Source organism: Streptomyces sp. JLBG701, assembly GCF_058544905.1.
Genome location: NZ_CM178588.1, coordinates 217836 through 235111, shown reverse-complemented (window position 1 = coordinate 235111; position 17276 = coordinate 217836). Strand labels below are relative to the sequence as shown.

The window sequence follows — 17276 nt, the reverse complement described above, 5'->3', positions numbered from 1 at the left end:
GGCCCTACCGGCGGGCGGACACCGCCGGGTTCACTGCTGCCGACAGATCGTGAAGGTGAGGACCAGGAATGTCCGGTGGGGAGAGGCGATGATCGTCGTGGTGGGGCATGCGGATCTGACCGTGCCCACACTGGAGTTGGTGGAGGCCGAGCTGCGGGACTGCCTGGGGCGTCTCTCCGAGGGCGCCGTCGGCCTCGTGCGCGTCGGGGCGGGGCTGCCCGTGGCATTCGGGCGGGCGGTGAGCGCGGCGGGACGGAAGCTGGTGGTTCTGCTGCCCACGAAGCGATCGGTGCCCGCCGTCCTGCCGGAGCCCGACCGGTCAGGGGCGGCGGAACTGCTGATGCTGGCCGAGCAGGTACGGCTGCTGGGCTTCGACCCCGCCGACCGGGGCGCCTGCATCGGCGCCGACGAACGACTCGTCGCGGCGAGTCGGAAGGTCCTGGCAGTCTGGGACGGTTCACCGACCGACGGCACGGACGCCACCGCCCACCTCGTGGCCTTCGCCCGGGCCCGGGGCATCCCGGTCGAGGTGGTGTGGCCCAGGGGTGCCTCACGCACCTCCCGTCCGGCCGTCACAACCTGAGCGTGAACCAGGTCGCCTTGCCGTCGTCGGTGGGGCGCACGCCCCAGTTGTCGGCCAGTGCACGGACGCGGATCAGGCCCCGGCCGGACTCCTCGTCCTCGGCCGCCAGCCGGGGCTGGGGCAGATGCGGGCTGCGGTCGGTGACCTCGACGGTGAGGTCGGTGGCCGTGCGGCGCAGCTGCAGGGCGAGGGGGCCCTCGGCATGCTGGACGGCGTTGGTCAGGGTCTCCGACAGCAGCAGGAGCGCGTCGTCCGTGGGCGCGGGACAGTCCCAGGCGATGAGTGCCTTGTGGAGGAAGGCACGGCCCTCGGGCACGGAGGTCGCGACGGCGGGCAGGTCGGTCGTCAGGGATGCCAGCGGCGCGGCCGGGATCTGGGCCAACAGGAGTGTCACGTCGTCGTCGTGGCTGTCCGCGTCGGGCAGCAGGCTCGCCAGCACATGGTCTGCTGCGGCCTCCAGGCATGGGGTGTCCGCGAAGAACTTGTCGAGGACGACGGTGAGTTCGTCGATGCGACCCTCGATGTCGCTGCCGGGTGTCTCGACCAGGCCGTCGATGTAGAGGACGAGCGTGGCACCGGGCGGGATGGCCGTACAGGACTGCAGGTAGAGGATGTCACCGACGCCGAGGGCGCGTTGACCGGGGACTCCAGGTTGCGCACGCCGTCGCCGGGCGAGGCGACGAGGGTCGGCAGATGACCGGCCGAGCAGGTGGTCACGGTCCCGGTGTCCGGGGCGACGGCCAGGTAGCAGCAGGTGACGAGTTGGTCGCAGACGTCCAGGTCGGCCACACAGGTGTCCAGGGCCTGCATCAACTGCCGGGGCTGCATACCGGTCTTGGCGAGCGCGTGCGCGGCCGAGCGCAACTGCCCCATCAAGGCGGCGGCCTCCAGGCCCCTGCCCATGACGTCCCCCATGAGTACGCCGACCCGGTCGGCACCCAGCGGGATCAGGTCGAACCAGTCGCCGCCCACGCCGGCGCCCTGGGTGGCGGGCCGATAGCAGCTCGCCACGGCAAGACCGGGTATGGCCGGCGGGGTGCCCATGAGGCTGCGCTGCAGGGTGAGCGCGATGTGCCGCTGCTGCTCGTACAGGGTGGTGAGTTCGGCTTCCGCGCGCTTGCGGTCGACCGCGGGCACGGCCGCCCTGAGCCCCGAGCCGTTCCTCGCGGCACGCTCCATCCAGGAATCCGTCGACATCAGCCGCGCCGGCGGACCGGCCGTCATCGTGTCGGCGTCCGGCATGGCCACCGGGGGCCGCGTCCTGCACCATCTGCGACGGCTGCTGCCCGACCCGCGCAACACCGTCGTGGTGGTGGGCTTCGCGGCACAGGGCACCCGTGCCCGCGACCTCGTCGACGGTGTCAAGGCGCTGAAGATGTTCGGAGAGTACGTGCCGGTGCGCGCCCAGGTCGCGAACGTGCCCCACTTCTCCGCACACGCCGACGCCGCGCAGATCATCGACTGGCTGCGCGACGCCGAGGCCCCGCACGCCACCTACCTGGTGCACGGCGAGCCGGAAGCCGCCGAAGCGCTGCGGGACCGCATCGACAAGACCCTGGGCTGGACGGCGGTCGTGCCGCGTTCCGGGGAACGGGTCCTCGTCCGCTGACGGGGGTCAGTAGGGGAGGGACCGCCCGGAGGGCGTGCGCAGGTCGGGGGGCTCGGGCCGCCGCGGGGGCCGAGGGAGTTTGGTCTCGTAGGTCCGTTTCATGATCGTCACCTCCAGGCCCCTTCCGGACGGTGTGCCATCGACTCCGGCACCGCGTGTACCCCGAGCCTCGTCCATGATCCCGCGCATCGCAATGAGCCCACCGACCCCGATGCATGGGCCGAGCGGCCCAGGGGATGTCCGTCCGGGGCGCAAGGGCCGTCCCAGCCCTCTGTTCGGGCCGGTCGGCTCACGCGTCGTGACCTGGATCGGAGTTCGATGACAGTGAGATGAACGGAACACGTCGGAGGGGAGTGAGGGCAGTGGGTACGAGTCTCACACCGGAGTTCTGGGAGCGGTTCGTCGTGTTGCTGGTGGCGGCCATGGGCGTGACGATCGTGCTCACCGCCGCACTGGACGCCCTGGCTCTGCGAGTGGCGCGCCGCCGCGCACACCGGCCGACCGCGCAGACGCCGCCCCGGCCGACCAGCACGGATCACCGCACCACGGTCAGTTGTTGACGGGGCGCCCGACAGGCCCTATGCGGCGCCGCTCCGGACGACACCGAGCGGTGCCGCGGCCTTGTCCGCGAGCGGCACTGTCACCACCCCAACCGTTGCATGCCGCAGGCGCTCGCGGCCCACCGCCCCGATCGCGGTCGGTTCGTACACCCCATGAGCCTTGCGCCCCAGGGCGAGCAGCAGTGTCCCGCGCGCCTGGTCAAGCAGCACCCGAACGGGCGGACCCTCCACCAGCACGGCACGCAAGGCATTGTCGATCCGCGGTCCGAAGACCTCGCGGACCGTCGAAGGGGGTCTTTTGGTCGTCTTCCTCCACACGAGTACAAGAACGTCCCGCATGACACGGCGCTGCGGCCACGCGCGGAGCCCTCGTCGTGTTCAGCGATCACGGCCAACGCCTGGGGGGCCACGGCCGTCGGACAGGACGTCTTCACTCGTGAAGCGAGCGAACGCCCGTGTGAGACGCACGCGGGACACGGATCCGAGTGTCCATTCGCGGCAGCAGGAGTGAAGGCCCGGTCGCTGGCCGAAAGCGCGGCCACGGAGCCGAGCCCGGCGGCCACCGCCGCCGGGCTGCGCCCGCCGAGCCGGTAAGGGCAAGGGCCGGGACACGGAGCCCTGAGCGCCGACCCCAGGGCGTCGGGTCATGCCGCCGTCAGGCGATGGTGATGCCGTCGTCGAGGTAGACGTCCTGGACGGCGTGGAGGAGTTCGATGCCCTCGCCGGTGGGCCGCTGGAAGGCTTTGCGGCCGGTGATGAGACCGGTGCCGCCGGCCCGCTTGTTGATCACTGCGGTTCGGACCGCTTGCGCGAGGTCCCCCTGGCCGGCCGATGCACCGCCGCTGTTGATCAGCCCGACCCGGCCCATGTAGCAGTTGGCCACCTGCCAGCGGGTGAGGTCGATCGGATGGTCCGTGGCGAGCCTGCCGTACAGGAGCTGGTCGGTCCTGCCGAAGTCCAGCGCGCGATAGCCGCCGTTGTTCTCCGCCTGCTTCTGCTTGACGATGTCGGCCTCGATGGTCACCCCGAGGTGGTTGGCCTGTCCGGTGAGGTCGGCCGACGCAGAGTAGTCCACGCCGTCCTTCTTAAACGCTGGGTTGCGCAGGTAGCACCACAGCACCGTGAACATGCCCAGTTCGTGGGCCCGTGCGAAGACCTCGCTGACCTCCTGCAACTGGCGGTCCGACTGCTCCGAGCCGAAGTAGACCGTGGCGCCAACCCCGACCGCGCCCAGGTCGAAGCACTGCTCGACTCTCCTGTCACCCGGAATACCGAAGGAGGGAGCCACGGAGGTTCGCATGGCCGCCTCGCCGGTTCACTGTCCAACATGCGGCGCGGCGTGATGGCTCGGCAGAGCCCGTTGGGCCCTTCACGGAGGTCGAACGGCCCCCATGGGGACGGAACGCGGTGAAGACGCGGGGACCGTGGTCCGTTCCCGCGGTGGAGCGGGGCAGCGGGCCGGGCGGCCCCCTGGCCGGGACCTTCGAGGCCCGCCGTGGAACAGCGGAAGAGGGGTCAAGGAGGTCGTGGGGCGAGCCTGAGGAGGCGCACGGCGGGCGAAGGAGGACGCGATGAGTCACCCGGTGCTGGCAGGCATCGACGGATCCGCACGCAGCCTGGTCGAAGCCGACTGGGCTGTGCGGGAAGCGGCGCTGCGTCTCGTGCACGCCTCTCCACCGCTTCCTGGCGATGCCGTCCCGGTCCCAGCCATGGAAAAGTCGCATCATGTGGGGGAGCGCAGGCTCCAGCGGGCGATCGCCGACCTTGACGCCCGCTGTCCGGATCTCCAGGTGCGGGGCGAGCAGGCCACAGACGCCCCGGACGTGGCACTCCTTGCCGCGGCGCACAGCGCCGGGTCCTGGTGGTCGGTGCACGAGGCTCGGGCGGCTTCGACTAACTCATGGTCGGTTCGGTGGCCCTTCGTGTGGCGGCGGCAGCCGCTTGCCCGGTCGTGCTGGTGCCCGAACCGTCGGCAGGGGGCTTGGGAGACGGGGTACGAGCGGCAGGCGGTGCCGCCCAGGTCGTGGTGGGTTCGACGCACACCGTCCGGTCGAGGAGGTGGCGGACTTCGCCTTCGCAGCCGCTGAGGCGCGCGGAGCGCGGCTGCGGGTGCTACAGGCGTGGGCTTTTCCCGCTGAGGCCGTGTCTTCCCAGACGCTGTTCGTGACGGGGGAGGACCGGGCCACTTGTGCGGACTAGGACGTCCTGCGGCTGCCCGACGCCCTGCGCACTCGGCAGGAGAAGTATCCGGAGGCAACGGTCAACAGCGACGTGCTCCTGCCACACACCGCGCAGGCGCTCGTGAACGCGTCTCGGGGAGCGGACCTGCTGGTCGTGGGCCGCCGCACCGGCCCGCAGGCCTCCGAGGGCCGACTGGGACCGGTGCCCCACGCCGTAGTGGAGATGCTCAGCCGTAAAACACCTCGAACTCGTCGTACAGCGAAGGATCGACCTTCTTGGTCTGCGCTGTGGCCTCGCTGAGGGGCAGACGGATGATCTGGGTGCCGCGCAGGGCCACCATCGCGCCGAAGGCACCGTCCTTGAGCGCGTCGACGGCGTGCAGCCGGAAACGGGTGGCCAGCCACCGGTCGTAGGCGCCCGGGGTGCCGCGGCGCTGGACATGGCCGAGGACCGTGGTGCGGGCATCCTGGCCCGTGCGTTCCGAGATCACCTGGGCCAGCCACTCGCCGATTCCGGACAGTCGCACATGACCGAATTCGTCGAGCGTCTGGTCCCGGAGAGCCATCTGTCCCCCTTTGGGAACGGCCCCTTCAGCGCCCACGACGACCGGCGCATAGTTGATCTTGAATCTGCTCTCCACCTGCTCACACACTTCATCAATGTCGAACGGCCGCCCCGGGATGAGGATCACGTTGGCGCCGCTCGCGACTCCGGCGTGCAGGGCGATCCATCCGGAGTGCCGCCCCATCACCTCCACCACCAGAGCTCGCATGTGTGACTCGGCCGTGGTGTGGAGGCGGTCGATGGCCTCCGTCGCGATGCCGACGGCGGTGTCGAGACCGAAGGTGTAGTCGGTGCCGGACACGGCGTTGTCGATGGTCTTCGCCGCCGATCACGATGAGCGCGTCGATGCCGTACGTGGCAAGGGTGTCCCGCACGCGCCGCAGCCCGTCCTCGTGTTGGAACGGGTTGGTGCGGGACGAACCGAGGATGGTCCCGCCGCGCGGGAGATGCCCCGCACGCTGGGAATGTCCAGCGGCACGACATCGCCCTGGAGCGCACCGAGCCAGCCGTCTCGCAGCCGGACGAAGTCGACTGCGTATTCCTGGACGCCTTTGCGGACGACGCTGCGGATCACGGCATTGAGGCCGGGACAGTCACCGCCGCCAGTCAGCACTCCGACCTTCATGGCCGTCTCCTTTCCACTGGTTCCCCCGCCTGGTCGCTGCTTCTCGGTCATCAAAACCGCTGTCGGGGTGGTCACTGCGGATCAGATGGAGGGGGGCTGGGGAGAGCCGATCCATACCCCGATCGAGTCTCTTCCCGCAGCCGGGTCGCGGAAGGGCCGTTCGGGCTCCTTCTGGGCTGAGACGACGACGCCATTGGCCTGTCGGCTGCTGCGTGCCGATGGCACCGAGGGTCTCGCCGGCCCGACTTCGACGCCTGTCCGGGCGGGAGCAGGCATCGCCGGCCGGGCGCCGGGCCTCAGGGGACGAGGTCACCCACGTCTCGGGACAGACGTACGCGGGCTTCGTGCTCCGTCACCGGCAGACCGTCGACCTCGCGATGGTGTCCCGTCTGGTGGCGTCGCTGTCCGTACGCATGGGTTGCGGGACTGCGTGTCCGGCGACCGGGGCAGGGTTCTCCTCGTTCCCGGTCGCTTTCGGGCCGTGGTGGTGTCAGAGGTGTGGGATCAAGGTCACGGGGCAGGTCGCGTGGCGTACGGCGGCGTGGGCGACCGCGCCGAGGCGGGGTCCGGCTGCGGGAGCTACACGGTGGCCGAGCACGGCGAGGCCGGCGTGGTGGGTGGCTGCGGTCACGGCTCCGGCGGGGACGTCTTCCAGACAGACCTCCTCCACCCGTACGTCGGGGAACTTGAGCCGCCAGGGCATCAGGACTTCGGTCAGCCGCGTCTCGGCGTGGCGGGCGCGGGGCGAGTGGGCGTGCTGCCGGGGCGCGAGCGGATAGGTGGGGAGGAGGCCGGGCGGCAGCCAGGCGTAAAGGGCGCGCAGCGGGACCCCGCGCATCGCCGCCTCCTCGAAGGCGAAGCCGATGACTACGTCCTGCGGGTGGTGCTCGGCGTCGAGGGCGAGCAGGACCGGTCCGGCGGGCAGGTCGCCGGGGTGGGGTGCCGGGCGGACGAGGGTGACCGGGAAGTCGGCCCGGGCGGCGATGTGCGCGCCGGTGGAGCCCAGCAGAAGTGCGGACATGCCGCCCAGCCCGCAGGAGCCGAGGACCAGGAGTTCCGCGTCTCCGCCGGCGGTCAGCAGGGCTTCGCACGACGGGGCGTTCAGCAGGTGGGCACAGATGGCCAGGGAGGGGTGGCGGTTGCGGAGTCGGTCCAGGGCCAGGTCGAGGGAGTGGACGGCCCAGTGGCGGCTCGCGTCCGCCTGAGGTGCATCGGGCGCGGCGTCGTCCGGGACGTGCCAGGCGGCCACCAGATGGAGTGCGGTGTCGCGGAGTACGGCTTCGCGGGCGGCCCAGGCAGCGGCCGCGAAGCTGGCGGCGCTGCCGTCGATCCCGGCGATGACGGGGCGGGACATGAACACACACCTCCGATAGAGCAGGGGGGGGAGTGGTCCGGGGACCGGGGACCGGCGGGTCCCTTCACCCTGGCTTGGAGGCGTCCGGCGGCGCGAGGGCTTCTCGGTTCCGATGTGGGGCCGAACGGCCCCTCCCGCTCCCACGTCGCCGGGCGGTTGGCCCGAAGTCCGGCTCGAAACCGCACGGAGGCCGGCGCACATCCGCGAGGCGGGCGGGGACGAGGAGGCGTGCGAGGCCCCGCAGAGCCCCTGTCCAGCGTCGGCGGGCGGTCCCAGAGTGGCCGATGCTCCAGACCCCGGCCGCCTCGGGCGGGGACATGCGCCGGTGGCCGGCCGTCGTCTCTGTTCCGGCCTGGTCGCCGGCCTGACCGTTCGACTCCACCGGTGGGGGTGAGTGGATGAACATCCTGGTGAGCTACGCGAGTCGGCATGGATCCACCCGGAGCGTCGCCGAGCAGATCGCCGCCAGGCTCACCTGGCAGGGGCTGGCCGCCCGGGCGCGGTCGCTCAACTCGTCGCCCGGGGCGAGCGGGTACGACGCGTTCGTGCTGGGCAGCGCGATCCACGACACCGCCTGGCTGCCGGATGCCGTCGCCTTCGCGCGGCGACATCCGAGCGCCCTGTCGGCCCGGCCCCGTGTGGCTGTTCAGTACGGGGCAGCCGGTGCGGACGGTGGGGTGCTGGTTCCAGAACGGGGCGCGGGGGCCGTGACAGATCGCCGAGTTCGCATGCTCATCCACTCGATCGAGTACGGGCTGTTCGCGGGCGCCTTTCACCGCGAGCACACGTCGATGTTCGGCCATCTGTTGTTCAGGGGGACCGGGGGCGTGTGCGGCGACTACCGCGACTGGGCGCAAATCGATGCCTGGGCCGACCGGATCGCGCGCAGTCTGCGCGCCGAGGTGCCGCTCGGGCGGTCACGCCGCGACCGATCAGGCGCCGCGCCCTGCCGACCGGGATCTCCAGGCGGTCGGTCACGGTGAAGGCGTCGGCCAGCCCCGCCAGCCGCAGCAGCCGTGAGAAGCGCGGGTCGTGGCTGACCAGGAGCAGCCGTTGGTGACGCGGCGGAGCCTGCCGGCGGACAGCGCACAGCAGCGCCAGGCCGCTTGCGTCGACGAAGGTCACCCGGCGCAGGTCCAGGACCAGGACCATGTCATGGTGACGTGACCTGGCCACGGCGGTCAGACGGGTGGACAGGTTCTGGGCGGCCAGGATGTCCAGCTCGCCCCACAGTTCGATCACCAGCGTCCCGCCCGGCTTCCGCACGCGGAAACCGAAGGCGGTGGCGTCCTCGGCCATGACTCCCCCTCGCGATGCTGGCCTACAACCCCGGGGTGTGAGGGTGCCGCGACGTCCGAGACCAGTGGGGGGTGCAGCGATCCGGGCGTGGACGGGCGCCCACATGGCGCGCGGGTGCCCGCGCTGTTGCTGTGACCACCAGGGTCCTGGGTGGTGGTGTGGTGCCGGAGGAGTACCCGGTGTTCCGGGCCGTCATGCAAGGCCCGTGCCGCGAGCGGAAGTTGTCCGGAACTGTGCGCTTCCCGCGCGAGGGCGCCGACGAGTCCGCTGGTGGCATACGGGTGTCGGTGCCTGCCAAGAGATGCCGGTTCGTGCTCAGGTGTGGCCTGGCCTGGGACGCAAAGCTGTTGGCGGGTTCGGGCGGGGAGAGCGCGGCGACTGCTCAGGTCCGGTGCCGGGCGGCTGTGGTGTGCCAGGCCAGGGCGCGGGTGATGTCGGCGAGGGTGGCGATGCCGATGAGGTGGCCGTCGTCGAGGACAAGGGCCCTGCGGTCCCTGCTCGCCTCCAGGCGGGGCAGCAGGTCCACGACCAGGCCGTCCGGGGCGGCCGTGGTCACGTCGGACAGGGGGCGCATCACGTCGCCGATCGATGTGGTGGAACGGGACTGGATCGGGATCCGGTTGATGAGCCTGACCGTGACCAGTCCAGCCACTGTGCCGTCCGGGGCGAGCACAGGGAAGGCGGAGTGGTGGTAGCGGCCGAAGGGGCCTTCGGCCAGGAACGAGGCGAGGGTCGCGGTGGCGGGAACGGTGACCGGGGCGCGGATCATCAGATGGCTGACGGGCATCTCGCCCAGGACGCCGCGCAGTTGCGCCTGCCGCTGTTCGGCGGTGGCGGCGGTGATCAGGAACCAGCCGATCAGCGCCGGCCACAGCCCGGACAGATCGCCAGCGAAGATCATCACCACGAACCCGGTCACCACCATGAGCCGGCCCAGCCCCCGGCCTGCGTCCGACACGCTGCGGGTTGCCCGGACCCGGTCGCCGGTTCGGTGCCAGAGGAACGCGTGCAGCAGCCGTCCGCCGTCCAGCGGGGCGACGGGCAGGGTGTTGACGACGGCGAGCGCGAAGTTGAGCGCGGCCGGCCAGGCGACGGCCTGCACCACAAGTCCGGAGGCGTGCAGGGCGTGCAGCCCCAGGGCGAACCCCGTACACAGTCCGCCGGCCACCGCGCTGGCCGGAGGTCCCACCACGGCGATGCGCAGCTCCGCGCGGGGCGTGGACGGCTGGCTGCGCAGCCGGGCGATGCCGCCGAGCATCCACAGCGTGGTCCCCTCGACCCGGACGCCGCCTCGCCGGGCCGCGACGGCGTGGGCGAGTTCGTGGGCCAGCAGGGAGGCCAGGAACAACACGGTGGCGAGCAGGGAGGCCAGCAGTATCACGGCGGCCTGCAGCGTCAGCGCCCCATAGGCCCACTCCGGGTGGTCGGGACGGGGCCGGGAGAGGCGGCCGACCGCGAGCATGACGGTCATCAGGACCACGACGACCAGCACACTCCAGTGCAGGCCGACCCGCATGCCAGCGGCCCGGCCCAGGGGCAGCGTCTCCTCCACCGGATGCTCCAGTTTTCCGGGTCCGGCCCAGTCCGGAGTCCGTCACGGCGGCCTGAGCCGGGCGCCTTCCTCGGTACGGTCTTCCGTCTGATCTCACGAGGCGCGTCGCACGTGGTCGAACGCCTCGGCCTCACGGCACACCCCGCAGGTGACACGACGCGCGAGCTTGCGCCCGTCACTCGGGCCCGGGCCGACCACGTGTGGCGCCAGTTGCCCGGAGACGTGAGCGTGCCGCACGCACCCCCCGCGCCCACAGCGGTCACAGATCACGATCGCGGGTGATGCTGTGTTCTCGACTGTGCCGTCGTGGCAGTTGACGACGCGCCTCCTCTCGCCGTGTTCCGCACTTTCATCGTCGCGTACGGGGCGGTGGCTCGGGACGGGTCACTCGGGCCATTCCAGGGGGCGACCGGCCCGCTTGTGATTCGCCGTTGTGCGGCAAACTGGTGGCGCTGGCGAAAGCCTCACGGCAGGACAGGTACGAGCCATCACGCGCGTACAACGGCCGCTACTTCGGCTGCGATTGGGAAGATCGGGGCGACGGCGCGCGGTCGGCCGACGCATGTAGTCCAGGTCGCCGCGGTGATCAGACAGCAGGGCTTTACCAGGAACGGGTGACCAGCGCGTCACATACCATCGCCGTAATCATCAGCCGTAACCTGATCTGGGCGTAGTCGGTGACCCTCGCGAGGGTCGTCGGTCCGTTTCACCGCCGGGCTCGCATGCGGGACGCGGGTGGACGGTCCTCTCGTGGGGATCGTGCGGGCGGGCCGGGGAAGCGGTGTTTGAGGTAGCCGGGGTCGCGGGGGAGCAGGGCGGCACCACGCCATCCCCAGGCGCGCATGTCGCCGTAGAGGTGTTGGGGCGGGGTTCCCAAGACGGAGGCGGCCAGGTGCTGGTTGAAGGCGCGCCGGAAGGCGTTGTTGCCCTGGAGGTATTCCGGGATGGTGCCGCACAGGGCGACGTAGGGGAGGTCGAGGGCGTCGAGGATCGCGGCGATGCCGACGGCGAAGAGCTGTCCGTAGAGCTTCATCAGCCGTTCGAGGAAGTGTTGGAGTGCGGGATCGGCGGTGAGCACGCTGCGCGTGGGGTCGCTCAGCGCACGCAGGACGTGGAGGAGGATCACACCCGCGATCTCCTCGGAGTCACCGCTCAGCCTGCGCAGCACGTCCTGGTGCCGGGTGTCGGCACGGTAGGCGTCCAGCACTGCTGTGAGGCTGCGGCTGTCCAGAACGTCGGCCAGATGACCGAGGCCGCCGATGCCGACCAGCGACTCGAAGTGATAGCCGTGCTTCCCGCAGGAGCAGTGGCGGGGCTGCAGGGTCATGCCGCCCAGTTCGAGTTTGTCGCCCATGTTGAGTTCGACGTGCCCCACTTCGCCCGCGCGGAACGTGGCGCCGTAGGAGATGTGCCGGTCGAAGACGAGTCCGGAGCCCACTCCGGTGCCGGCGAAGACACAGACGAAGTCGGTCCACTTGGGTCCCTGCTCGGTGATCAGCCAGCGGGCGGCACAGCGCGCGTCGTTGTCGAGATGGATGATCGCTTGCAGACCTTCCTCGTCGTCGACCTTGAAGACCCGCTGCAGCAGATCCGGACGACAGATCCGCTTCAGGGTTGCGATGACCGCGCCGGCCACGTCCTCGCCGGCTTCGATGGGGACACCGCCCACCGCCTTGTCGAACCGGCCGCGTTCGGGAATCACCCCGCCCGGTACGGCGATGCCGATCGAGGCGACCGTGAGGTTCCGTTGGTCGGCCTGCTCGATCAGCGTGCGCAGGGTGTTGCCGAGGGCCTCGTACATTTCGCTCTGCCCGAACCGGCCGTGTGGTGGCGGGGGGACGCGGATCTCGTCCGGCTCACGTACGGGGCCGATGCCGTCGGCTTCCGGCAGGGCGGTGGTCGGCCCGGTTACATGGAGCAGCCCGCATTCCAGTCGGCGGCGGCCGATGCGGCAGCCGATGTGATGACCACCCGGCATCGGAAGCGGCTGCTGCTGGGCGCTGCCGATGATCTTGCCGCTGGCGGAGAGGACGAGCAGCCCTGCGATCAGCAGGGCGACGACCGCGGCCAGTCCGAAGGCGAGCAACGGGGCCCATACGGTCAACCCCTCGGCCACGGGTCCCACGCCCACCGCCCAGATGACGGCGGCGACCGTGCTGATGAAAGCCAGCCGGACCAGGTGCCTCGCCTTCTCCGGGCGCACCTCGTCGGCGAGACGTACGAATCGGTCGAGCCAGTCGAGCATGACGCCCCCCGTCATGTACCTACCTTCGTCCGTTCCCTGCCCGCCAGGGACCCGGGCCAGAAGGCGGTCATCTCAACAACGTAGTGACGGGCGGCAGTTGGCGGTATGCCCCGAACGAGGGACCGTATGGCCCCTCGTCCGCCGGCCGCCTGTTCGGCAAAGTGAGGGGAGAGGGCATGGGGCGAACGCCTGTTCCCTGTTGTGTCGTTCAAGCAGGCGTGAGGAGCGGAGATGGATACGAGCCCGTGGTACATCGTCGGTCTCGACAACGGCGGTACCGCCAACAACGCCACTGTTCTCGACGAGGAGGGGCACTTCCTCGTGCCGGCGATGGCCGAGTCACCGAGCCAGGTCGGCGAAGGGCCGTCCGCGGCGTTGCGGGCGCTCGGCGCCGCTTTCGATGATGTCCTCGAACGCGTCGGCGTGGACCGGCGGGCCGTGGTCGGCGTCGGGCTCGACACCCCGGGGCCGGCCAGCGCCGATGGTGTCATCTCGGCGAAGGGGGCGACGAACTTCATTCACCCCGACTGGGCGGGCTTCGACGTCCGCTCCGCGCTCGAAGGCCTGTTGGGTGTCCCCGTCGTCTACAGCAACGACGCCAACGCCGCGGCTCTGTACGCCCATCACACCCACTTCGGCGCTGAGGCCGTACGCCGCTCCTCCGTCTCCGCGATCGTCGGCACCGGCCTGGGCGGTGGGGTGGTCGAATCCGGGCGGGTGGTCCGTGGCGCGTGCGGCATGGCCGGCGAGCTGGGGCACATTCGCATTCCCCTCGAAGAGCTGCTCGAGGAAGGGCAGCCGCTGCCGCGCTGCAACTGCGGTAAGACCGGGGACGTCGAGAGCATCGTCTCGCTGACCGCGATCGAGCGGAATCTGCTGCCGTACTGGCTGTGCCGGTTCCCGGGGCATCCGCTGTCGGCGCACCCTTTGCCCGAGGCGGCGAAGCTGCTCCGCTCGTACGCCGAGCGCGGGGACCCCATGGCGCTGGCAGTCTTCGACCAGCAGGCAAAGGCGCTCGGCCTGCTGTTCGCCGTGGCCGCGGATTTCACCGACCCGCACGCGTACTTCCTCGGCGGCGGTGTGGTGGAGGCGGCTCCGCGGTTCCGGGACTGGCTGCTGTCGCGCGTGCGCATGCACACGGCGCTGCGCACCGAGCAGGCCGGCGGCGAGATTTTCTCCCTCGTCCCCGATCTCGACATGGCGGGTGCCCGGGGCGCGGCGATCGCGGCACGCGACACCCTGCGTGCGGCAGGAGTCGTGGCTCCTGGATTCTGAGGTGCTGCGGGGGACAGCTCACAACGCGGCGGACTCCTAAGCCAGGGACAGGAACAGCTTCTCCAGGCGGGCGCGCATCTGCTGGGCGTCCTCGCCGTTCTTGCGGCCGGATTCGAGGTCGGTCATGCACTGCTGCATGCCGGTCGCGATGATCGCGAAACCGGCACGGTCGAGAGCGCGTGAAGCGGCGGCGAGCTGCGTGACGACGTCCTCGCAGTCCCGTCCCTCCTCGATCATCCGGATCACACCGGAGATCTGACCCTGCGCGCGGCGCAGCCGGTTCAGCACGGACTTCAGGTCCGCACCCTCAAGTTCCAGTTCCACGATCACTCCTCATAAATACCCCTAGGGGTATTGTATGTCCCGGTTCGGGACGGCGTCGACCATTAAGGATCACACCTGACCTCCTTGTGGTGTACGCCTCCGGCGTGCGCTCCGAGATCGCCTACAAGTTGCTGGCCGAGCGGGGTGTCACCACCGCCACCCTTGCCGGCGGCACCGGCACCTGGGCCGCCGAGGGGTACGACCTGCACACACCGGCCGCCTGCGACACGAGGGCGGGCTGGAGCATGCAACGCCAGGTCCGCTTCACCGCCGGAAGCCTGGTCCTGCTCAGCCTCCTCCTGGGTCTGCTCGTGAACCCGGCCCTCCTGCTGATCCCGGCGGGTATCGCGGGCGGCATGGTCTGCTCTGCCCTTACGAACACCTGCGGCATGGTGGCCGATCTCGACGCCGCGCTCGCCGCTCTGCGTAACCGCTGACCGGTGCGGTCCGGGACCCTGTGGAGACTCCGTGGGTGCCCCGGCGTCAGTTCGCTCTCGCCGGGTCTGCGGCTTGCCGGCGCAAGTCCTCCATGTCGACGGCCCGGATCCTGCCGATGAGCTCCTCCAGCGCCTGCGGCGGCAGCGCGCCCGGTTGCGAGTACAGGACGGTCCGGTCGCGGATGGCCATGAGTGTGGGGATGGACGAGATCTGGAAGGCCCCGGCGAGTTCGGGCTGTGCCTCGGTGTCGACCTTGCCGAAGACCAGGTCGGGGTGGCGCGCGGCCGCCTTCTCGTAGACGGGGCCGAACATCCGGCACGGTCCGCACCAGGCGGCCCAGAAGTCGATCAGCACGATTTCCGAACCGGTGACGGTTTCCTCGAAGTTGTCCTTGGTCAGTTCAACGGTCGGCATGGTGTCCGGCCTCCTCTCGTATACCCGGTGGGGTATTCAGCTCAACCGGTGCCGGTCCGGTTTTGTTCCAGGCAGACGGGCGGCAGCGGGAACCAGCGCATCCGCTCGAAGTCGGCCGGCAGCCCGGTAGCGCCGTCGTCGAGGAGGCTGGAACGAGCGGCGAGCACCTCGCGGGCGCGGTCGAGTTGGCCGGCCAGTGCCTCCTCGCCCAGCCGGCGACGGCGGACCGCCGATGCGGTCAGTCGTCCGTCGGCGGTGAGGCGCACGTCGGCGAGCCGCAGCGGGGGAGCGGCCGGGCCGGTGTGGTGGCGCCACAGGCCGGTGTGCGGGTCGAAGCGGTAGTCGGGCAGGAGCCGGTGGCCGTGCGTGGCGATCAGGTCGACGGCGTCGATGAGGTAGTCGCGGACAGTGTCGCTGATGAAGTAGTTGAAGTTGACGCGCGTCCAGCCGGGTTTGATGCCGTCGCAGCCGTGGACGACCTCGTCGAGCAGGGCGTGGGAGGTGGCCGCGTCGATGGCGAGCAGGCGGTGGCCGTACGGTCCGGCGCACGAGCAGCCGCCGCGGGCCTGGATGCCGAGCAGGTCGTTGAGCAGGGCGACGACGTAGTTGTGGTGCAGGTAGGAGCGTTCGCCGCGGCGGATGCGGAAGGAGACGATGGACAGGCGGCGGGCGTGGTGGTTGCCGAGGACCTCGATGCCGGGGTTGCGGTCCCAGTTCGCAAGAGCCTGCCGCCAGTGGCGCTCCTCGGCGGCCTGGATCGTGTCGGTGCCGACGGCCTGTTTGAGAGCGAAGACCAGCCCGGCGCGGATGGACTCGACGATCGCCGGGGTGCCGCCCTCCTCGCGGGCGACGGGGTCGTCGAGGTAGCGGTGGCCGAGCGGGTCGACGAAGGCGACGGTGCCGCCGCCGGGCGCGGTGGGCACCCGGTTGCGCACGAGTTCACGGCGTACGACGAGCACGCCCGGGGTCTGCGGGCCGCCGGCGAACTTGTGCGGTGACAGGAAGACCGCGTCCTTCCGGTCGCCCGCGCCGGGCCCGCTCTCCGCCACCCGGATCGGGACGTACGGGGCGGCCGCCGCGTAGTCCCAGAAGGAGAGAGCGCCGTGCGCGTGCAGCAGCCGGGATACGCGGTCGGCGTCGGTGAGGATGCCGGTGACGTTGGAGGCGGCCGAGAAGCTGCCGATGCGCAGCGGCCGGTCGGCGTACCGCCGTAGTTCCGCTTCGAGCCGGCCCAGGTCGATGTGGCCGTCCGGATCCTCGTCGATGACCACGACGTCGGCGATCGACTCACGCCAGGGCAGTTCGTTGGAGTGGTGCTCGTACGGGCCGACGAACACGACCGGACGCCGTGCCTCCGGTAGCCGGCCGGGGCGGCGCAGACCAAGGATCCCCACCAGCTTGTTGACCGCGGCGGTGGCACCGGAGCCGCAGAAGATCACCAGATCGTCCTCGGTGCCTCCCACCGCGTCGTGGATGATCCGGCGGGCGTCCTCGCGCAGCCGGGTCGTCTGCAGACCGGTGCTGGAGCTCTCCGTGTGCGTGTTGCCGTAGCGCGGCAGCACCTGCTCGCGGACGAAGTCCTCGATGAAGTCCAGTGAGCGGCCCGAGGCGGTGTAGTCCGCGTAGACGATCCGCTTCGGGCCGTACGGGCCGTCCAGCACCTCGTCGTCCCCGATGAGCCCGCCCCGGATGCGCTCCAGCAGCGCCGACACGGCCGGCGCCCAGGAGGTGCTCATGGCGCCAGCTCGATCTCGATGTCGGGCGGCTGCTGGAGGGTGTTGTGCACCGTGCAGTGCGAGGCCACGGCCAGCAGGGCCGCCCGGCGCTGCTCCGGGAGCCCAGGCGGCGGCACGACCACGATGCGCAGCGAGGCGACGCGGGCGGGGCGGTCGGTGGACATGGTGAACTCCGTACGGACCCGCAGCCCCGCCTGGCTGAGGCCGTGCCGGTGGAGGAACCGGCCCGCGTAGAAGGCGACGCAGGTGGCCAGGGAGGCGGCGAAGAGTTCGGTGGGGGTGGGCGCGGTGTCCGTGCCACCCGCCTCGGTCGGCTGGTCGACCTGGAGGCGGTGGCCGCGGATGTACACGGTGTAGGCGTCGCGATCGACGTGGGTGACCTCGAAACGGTTCACGTCCGTGGACTGCGGCCGGTTCGTGCGGGGGGTCTGCTGCGTGCTGGCGTTCATGGCCGGGCCCTTCTCGCTGGTGCGAACTGCTGCCGGATTCCAGTCGACCGCGGACGTCGTGTCGGATC

15 protein-coding genes and 4 pseudogenes are annotated in these 17276 nt (G+C 70.8%); 6 read left to right on the top strand and 13 right to left on the bottom strand.

The genetic code is table 11. The features are described 5' to 3' along the window. Positions 1-88 precede the first annotated feature (88 nt). Positions 89-583: a hypothetical protein gene (locus AC5DRG_RS01225; protein WP_491813391.1), complete on the top strand. Its 495-nt coding sequence runs from the start codon at positions 89-91 to the stop codon at positions 581-583. Here AC5DRG_RS01225 and AC5DRG_RS01220 read toward each other — a convergent pair. Together AC5DRG_RS01220 and AC5DRG_RS01215 are read right to left on the bottom strand one after the other, a co-directional pair. Then, positions 573-977: an ATP-binding protein gene (locus AC5DRG_RS01220; RefSeq protein WP_491813390.1), complete on the bottom strand. Its 405-nt coding sequence runs from the start codon at positions 975-977 to the stop codon at positions 573-575. The two genes, AC5DRG_RS01225 and AC5DRG_RS01220, sit on opposite strands and share 11 nt — an antisense overlap. A gap of 36 nt (positions 978-1013) precedes the next feature. Continuing rightward, positions 1014-1486: pseudogene (locus AC5DRG_RS01215) on the bottom strand (PP2C family protein-serine/threonine phosphatase); the annotation flags it as partial. Positions 1487-1700: 214 nt separating this feature from the next. On the opposite strand from AC5DRG_RS01215, the gene AC5DRG_RS01210 reads away from it, so the two are divergent. Both AC5DRG_RS01210 and AC5DRG_RS01205 read left to right on the top strand, forming a co-directional pair. After that, positions 1701-2192: an MBL fold metallo-hydrolase RNA specificity domain-containing protein gene (locus AC5DRG_RS01210; RefSeq protein WP_491807431.1), complete on the top strand. Its 492-nt coding sequence runs from the start codon at positions 1701-1703 to the stop codon at positions 2190-2192. A 362-nt stretch (positions 2193-2554) separates the two neighbouring features. Next, a complete protein-coding gene (locus tag AC5DRG_RS01205) occupies positions 2555-2752 on the top strand; it encodes a hypothetical protein (protein WP_491807430.1) in 198 nt (65 codons plus the stop codon). An 18-nt stretch (positions 2753-2770) separates the two neighbouring features. Here AC5DRG_RS01205 and AC5DRG_RS01200 read toward each other — a convergent pair whose 3' ends face one another. From AC5DRG_RS01200 to AC5DRG_RS01185, 4 genes and pseudogenes are all read right to left on the bottom strand, one after another. Then, positions 2771-3091 carry an adenine nucleotide alpha hydrolase family protein gene (locus AC5DRG_RS01200; RefSeq protein WP_491807429.1) on the bottom strand — a complete coding sequence of 107 codons (321 nt, stop codon included), beginning with the start codon at positions 3089-3091 and terminating at the stop codon, positions 2771-2773. Between the two features lie 316 nt (positions 3092-3407). Then, a complete protein-coding gene (locus tag AC5DRG_RS01195; protein ID WP_491807428.1) occupies positions 3408-4040 on the bottom strand; it encodes a class I fructose-bisphosphate aldolase in 633 nt (210 codons plus the stop codon). 1119 nt (positions 4041-5159) lie between these two features. After that, positions 5160-6122 (bottom strand): annotated as a pseudogene (locus tag AC5DRG_RS01190) (6-phosphofructokinase). Positions 6123-6612: 490 nt separating this feature from the next. Then, positions 6613-7476: a universal stress protein gene (locus AC5DRG_RS01185; RefSeq protein ID WP_491807427.1), complete on the bottom strand. Its 864-nt coding sequence runs from the start codon at positions 7474-7476 to the stop codon at positions 6613-6615. 398 nt (positions 7477-7874) lie between these two features. Between AC5DRG_RS01185 and AC5DRG_RS01180 the strand changes: the two are divergent. Then, a pseudogene (locus AC5DRG_RS01180) lies at positions 7875-8069 on the top strand (flavodoxin domain-containing protein); the annotation flags it as partial. 217 nt (positions 8070-8286) lie between these two features. Here AC5DRG_RS01180 and AC5DRG_RS01175 read toward each other — a convergent pair. From AC5DRG_RS01175 to AC5DRG_RS01165, 3 genes are all read right to left on the bottom strand, one after another. Beyond that, complete coding sequence (locus tag AC5DRG_RS01175) at positions 8287-8775, bottom strand: STAS domain-containing protein (RefSeq protein ID WP_491807426.1); 489 nt, start codon at positions 8773-8775, stop codon at positions 8287-8289. A 382-nt stretch (positions 8776-9157) separates the two neighbouring features. Then, positions 9158-10327 carry a site-2 protease family protein gene (locus AC5DRG_RS01170; protein WP_491807425.1) on the bottom strand — a complete coding sequence of 390 codons (1170 nt, stop codon included), beginning with the start codon at positions 10325-10327 and terminating at the stop codon, positions 9158-9160. Between the two features lie 706 nt (positions 10328-11033). Beyond that, the gene (locus AC5DRG_RS01165) at positions 11034-12587 is read right to left on the bottom strand and encodes an ROK family protein (RefSeq protein WP_491807423.1); all 1554 of its coding nucleotides are present in this window, start codon (positions 12585-12587) and stop codon (positions 11034-11036) included. Positions 12588-12803: 216 nt separating this feature from the next. Here AC5DRG_RS01165 and AC5DRG_RS01160 point away from each other — a divergent pair, with 216 nt between their 5' ends. Then, positions 12804-13847, top strand: coding sequence for an ROK family protein (locus AC5DRG_RS01160; protein WP_491807422.1), 1044 nt, complete (start codon positions 12804-12806; stop codon positions 13845-13847). 36 nt (positions 13848-13883) lie between these two features. On the opposite strand, the gene AC5DRG_RS01155 is transcribed toward AC5DRG_RS01160, so the two are convergent. Continuing rightward, a complete protein-coding gene (locus AC5DRG_RS01155) occupies positions 13884-14171 on the bottom strand; it encodes a metal-sensitive transcriptional regulator (protein ID WP_491807421.1) in 288 nt (95 codons plus the stop codon). Positions 14172-14248: 77 nt separating this feature from the next. Between AC5DRG_RS01155 and AC5DRG_RS01150 the strand changes: the two are divergent. Then, positions 14249-14608 (top strand): annotated as a pseudogene (locus AC5DRG_RS01150) (rhodanese-like domain-containing protein); the annotation flags it as partial. A 46-nt stretch (positions 14609-14654) separates the two neighbouring features. Here AC5DRG_RS01150 and trxA read toward each other — a convergent pair. Genes trxA through AC5DRG_RS01135 form a run of 3 tightly spaced genes read right to left on the bottom strand, consistent with a single transcriptional unit; the run spans position 14655 to position 17208 of the window. After that, positions 14655-15023: a thioredoxin gene (trxA, locus tag AC5DRG_RS01145; RefSeq protein WP_491807419.1), complete on the bottom strand. Its 369-nt coding sequence runs from the start codon at positions 15021-15023 to the stop codon at positions 14655-14657. 41 nt (positions 15024-15064) lie between these two features. Beyond that, positions 15065-16759 (bottom strand): aminotransferase class V-fold PLP-dependent enzyme, encoded by a 1695-nt coding sequence (locus tag AC5DRG_RS01140; RefSeq protein ID WP_491807418.1) that lies wholly within the window; start codon positions 16757-16759, stop codon positions 15065-15067. Beyond that, a complete protein-coding gene (locus tag AC5DRG_RS01135) occupies positions 16756-17208 on the bottom strand; it encodes an OsmC family protein (protein WP_491807417.1) in 453 nt (150 codons plus the stop codon). The genes AC5DRG_RS01140 and AC5DRG_RS01135 overlap by 4 nt, the downstream gene beginning before the upstream one ends. Positions 17209-17276 lie beyond the last annotated feature (68 nt).

Excerpts from the sequence above, each read along its gene's own strand:
- AC5DRG_RS01225 (WP_491813391.1), top strand. The coding sequence starts at position 89 with ATGATCGTCGTGGTGGGGCATGCGGATCTGACCGTGCCCACACTGGAG.
- AC5DRG_RS01200 (WP_491807429.1), bottom strand. The coding sequence starts at position 3,091 with ATGCGGGACGTTCTTGTACTCGTGTGGAGGAAGACGACCAAAAGACCC.
- AC5DRG_RS01185 (WP_491807427.1), bottom strand. The coding sequence starts at position 7,476 with ATGTCCCGCCCCGTCATCGCCGGGATCGACGGCAGCGCCGCCAGCTTC.
- AC5DRG_RS01175 (WP_491807426.1), bottom strand. The coding sequence starts at position 8,775 with ATGGCCGAGGACGCCACCGCCTTCGGTTTCCGCGTGCGGAAGCCGGGC.
- AC5DRG_RS01165 (WP_491807423.1), bottom strand. The coding sequence starts at position 12,587 with ATGACGGGGGGCGTCATGCTCGACTGGCTCGACCGATTCGTACGTCTC.
- AC5DRG_RS01160 (WP_491807422.1), top strand. The coding sequence starts at position 12,804 with ATGGATACGAGCCCGTGGTACATCGTCGGTCTCGACAACGGCGGTACC.
- trxA (WP_491807419.1), bottom strand. The coding sequence starts at position 15,023 with ATGCCGACCGTTGAACTGACCAAGGACAACTTCGAGGAAACCGTCACC.
- AC5DRG_RS01140 (WP_491807418.1), bottom strand. The coding sequence starts at position 16,759 with ATGAGCACCTCCTGGGCGCCGGCCGTGTCGGCGCTGCTGGAGCGCATC.
- AC5DRG_RS01135 (WP_491807417.1), bottom strand. The coding sequence starts at position 17,208 with ATGAACGCCAGCACGCAGCAGACCCCCCGCACGAACCGGCCGCAGTCC.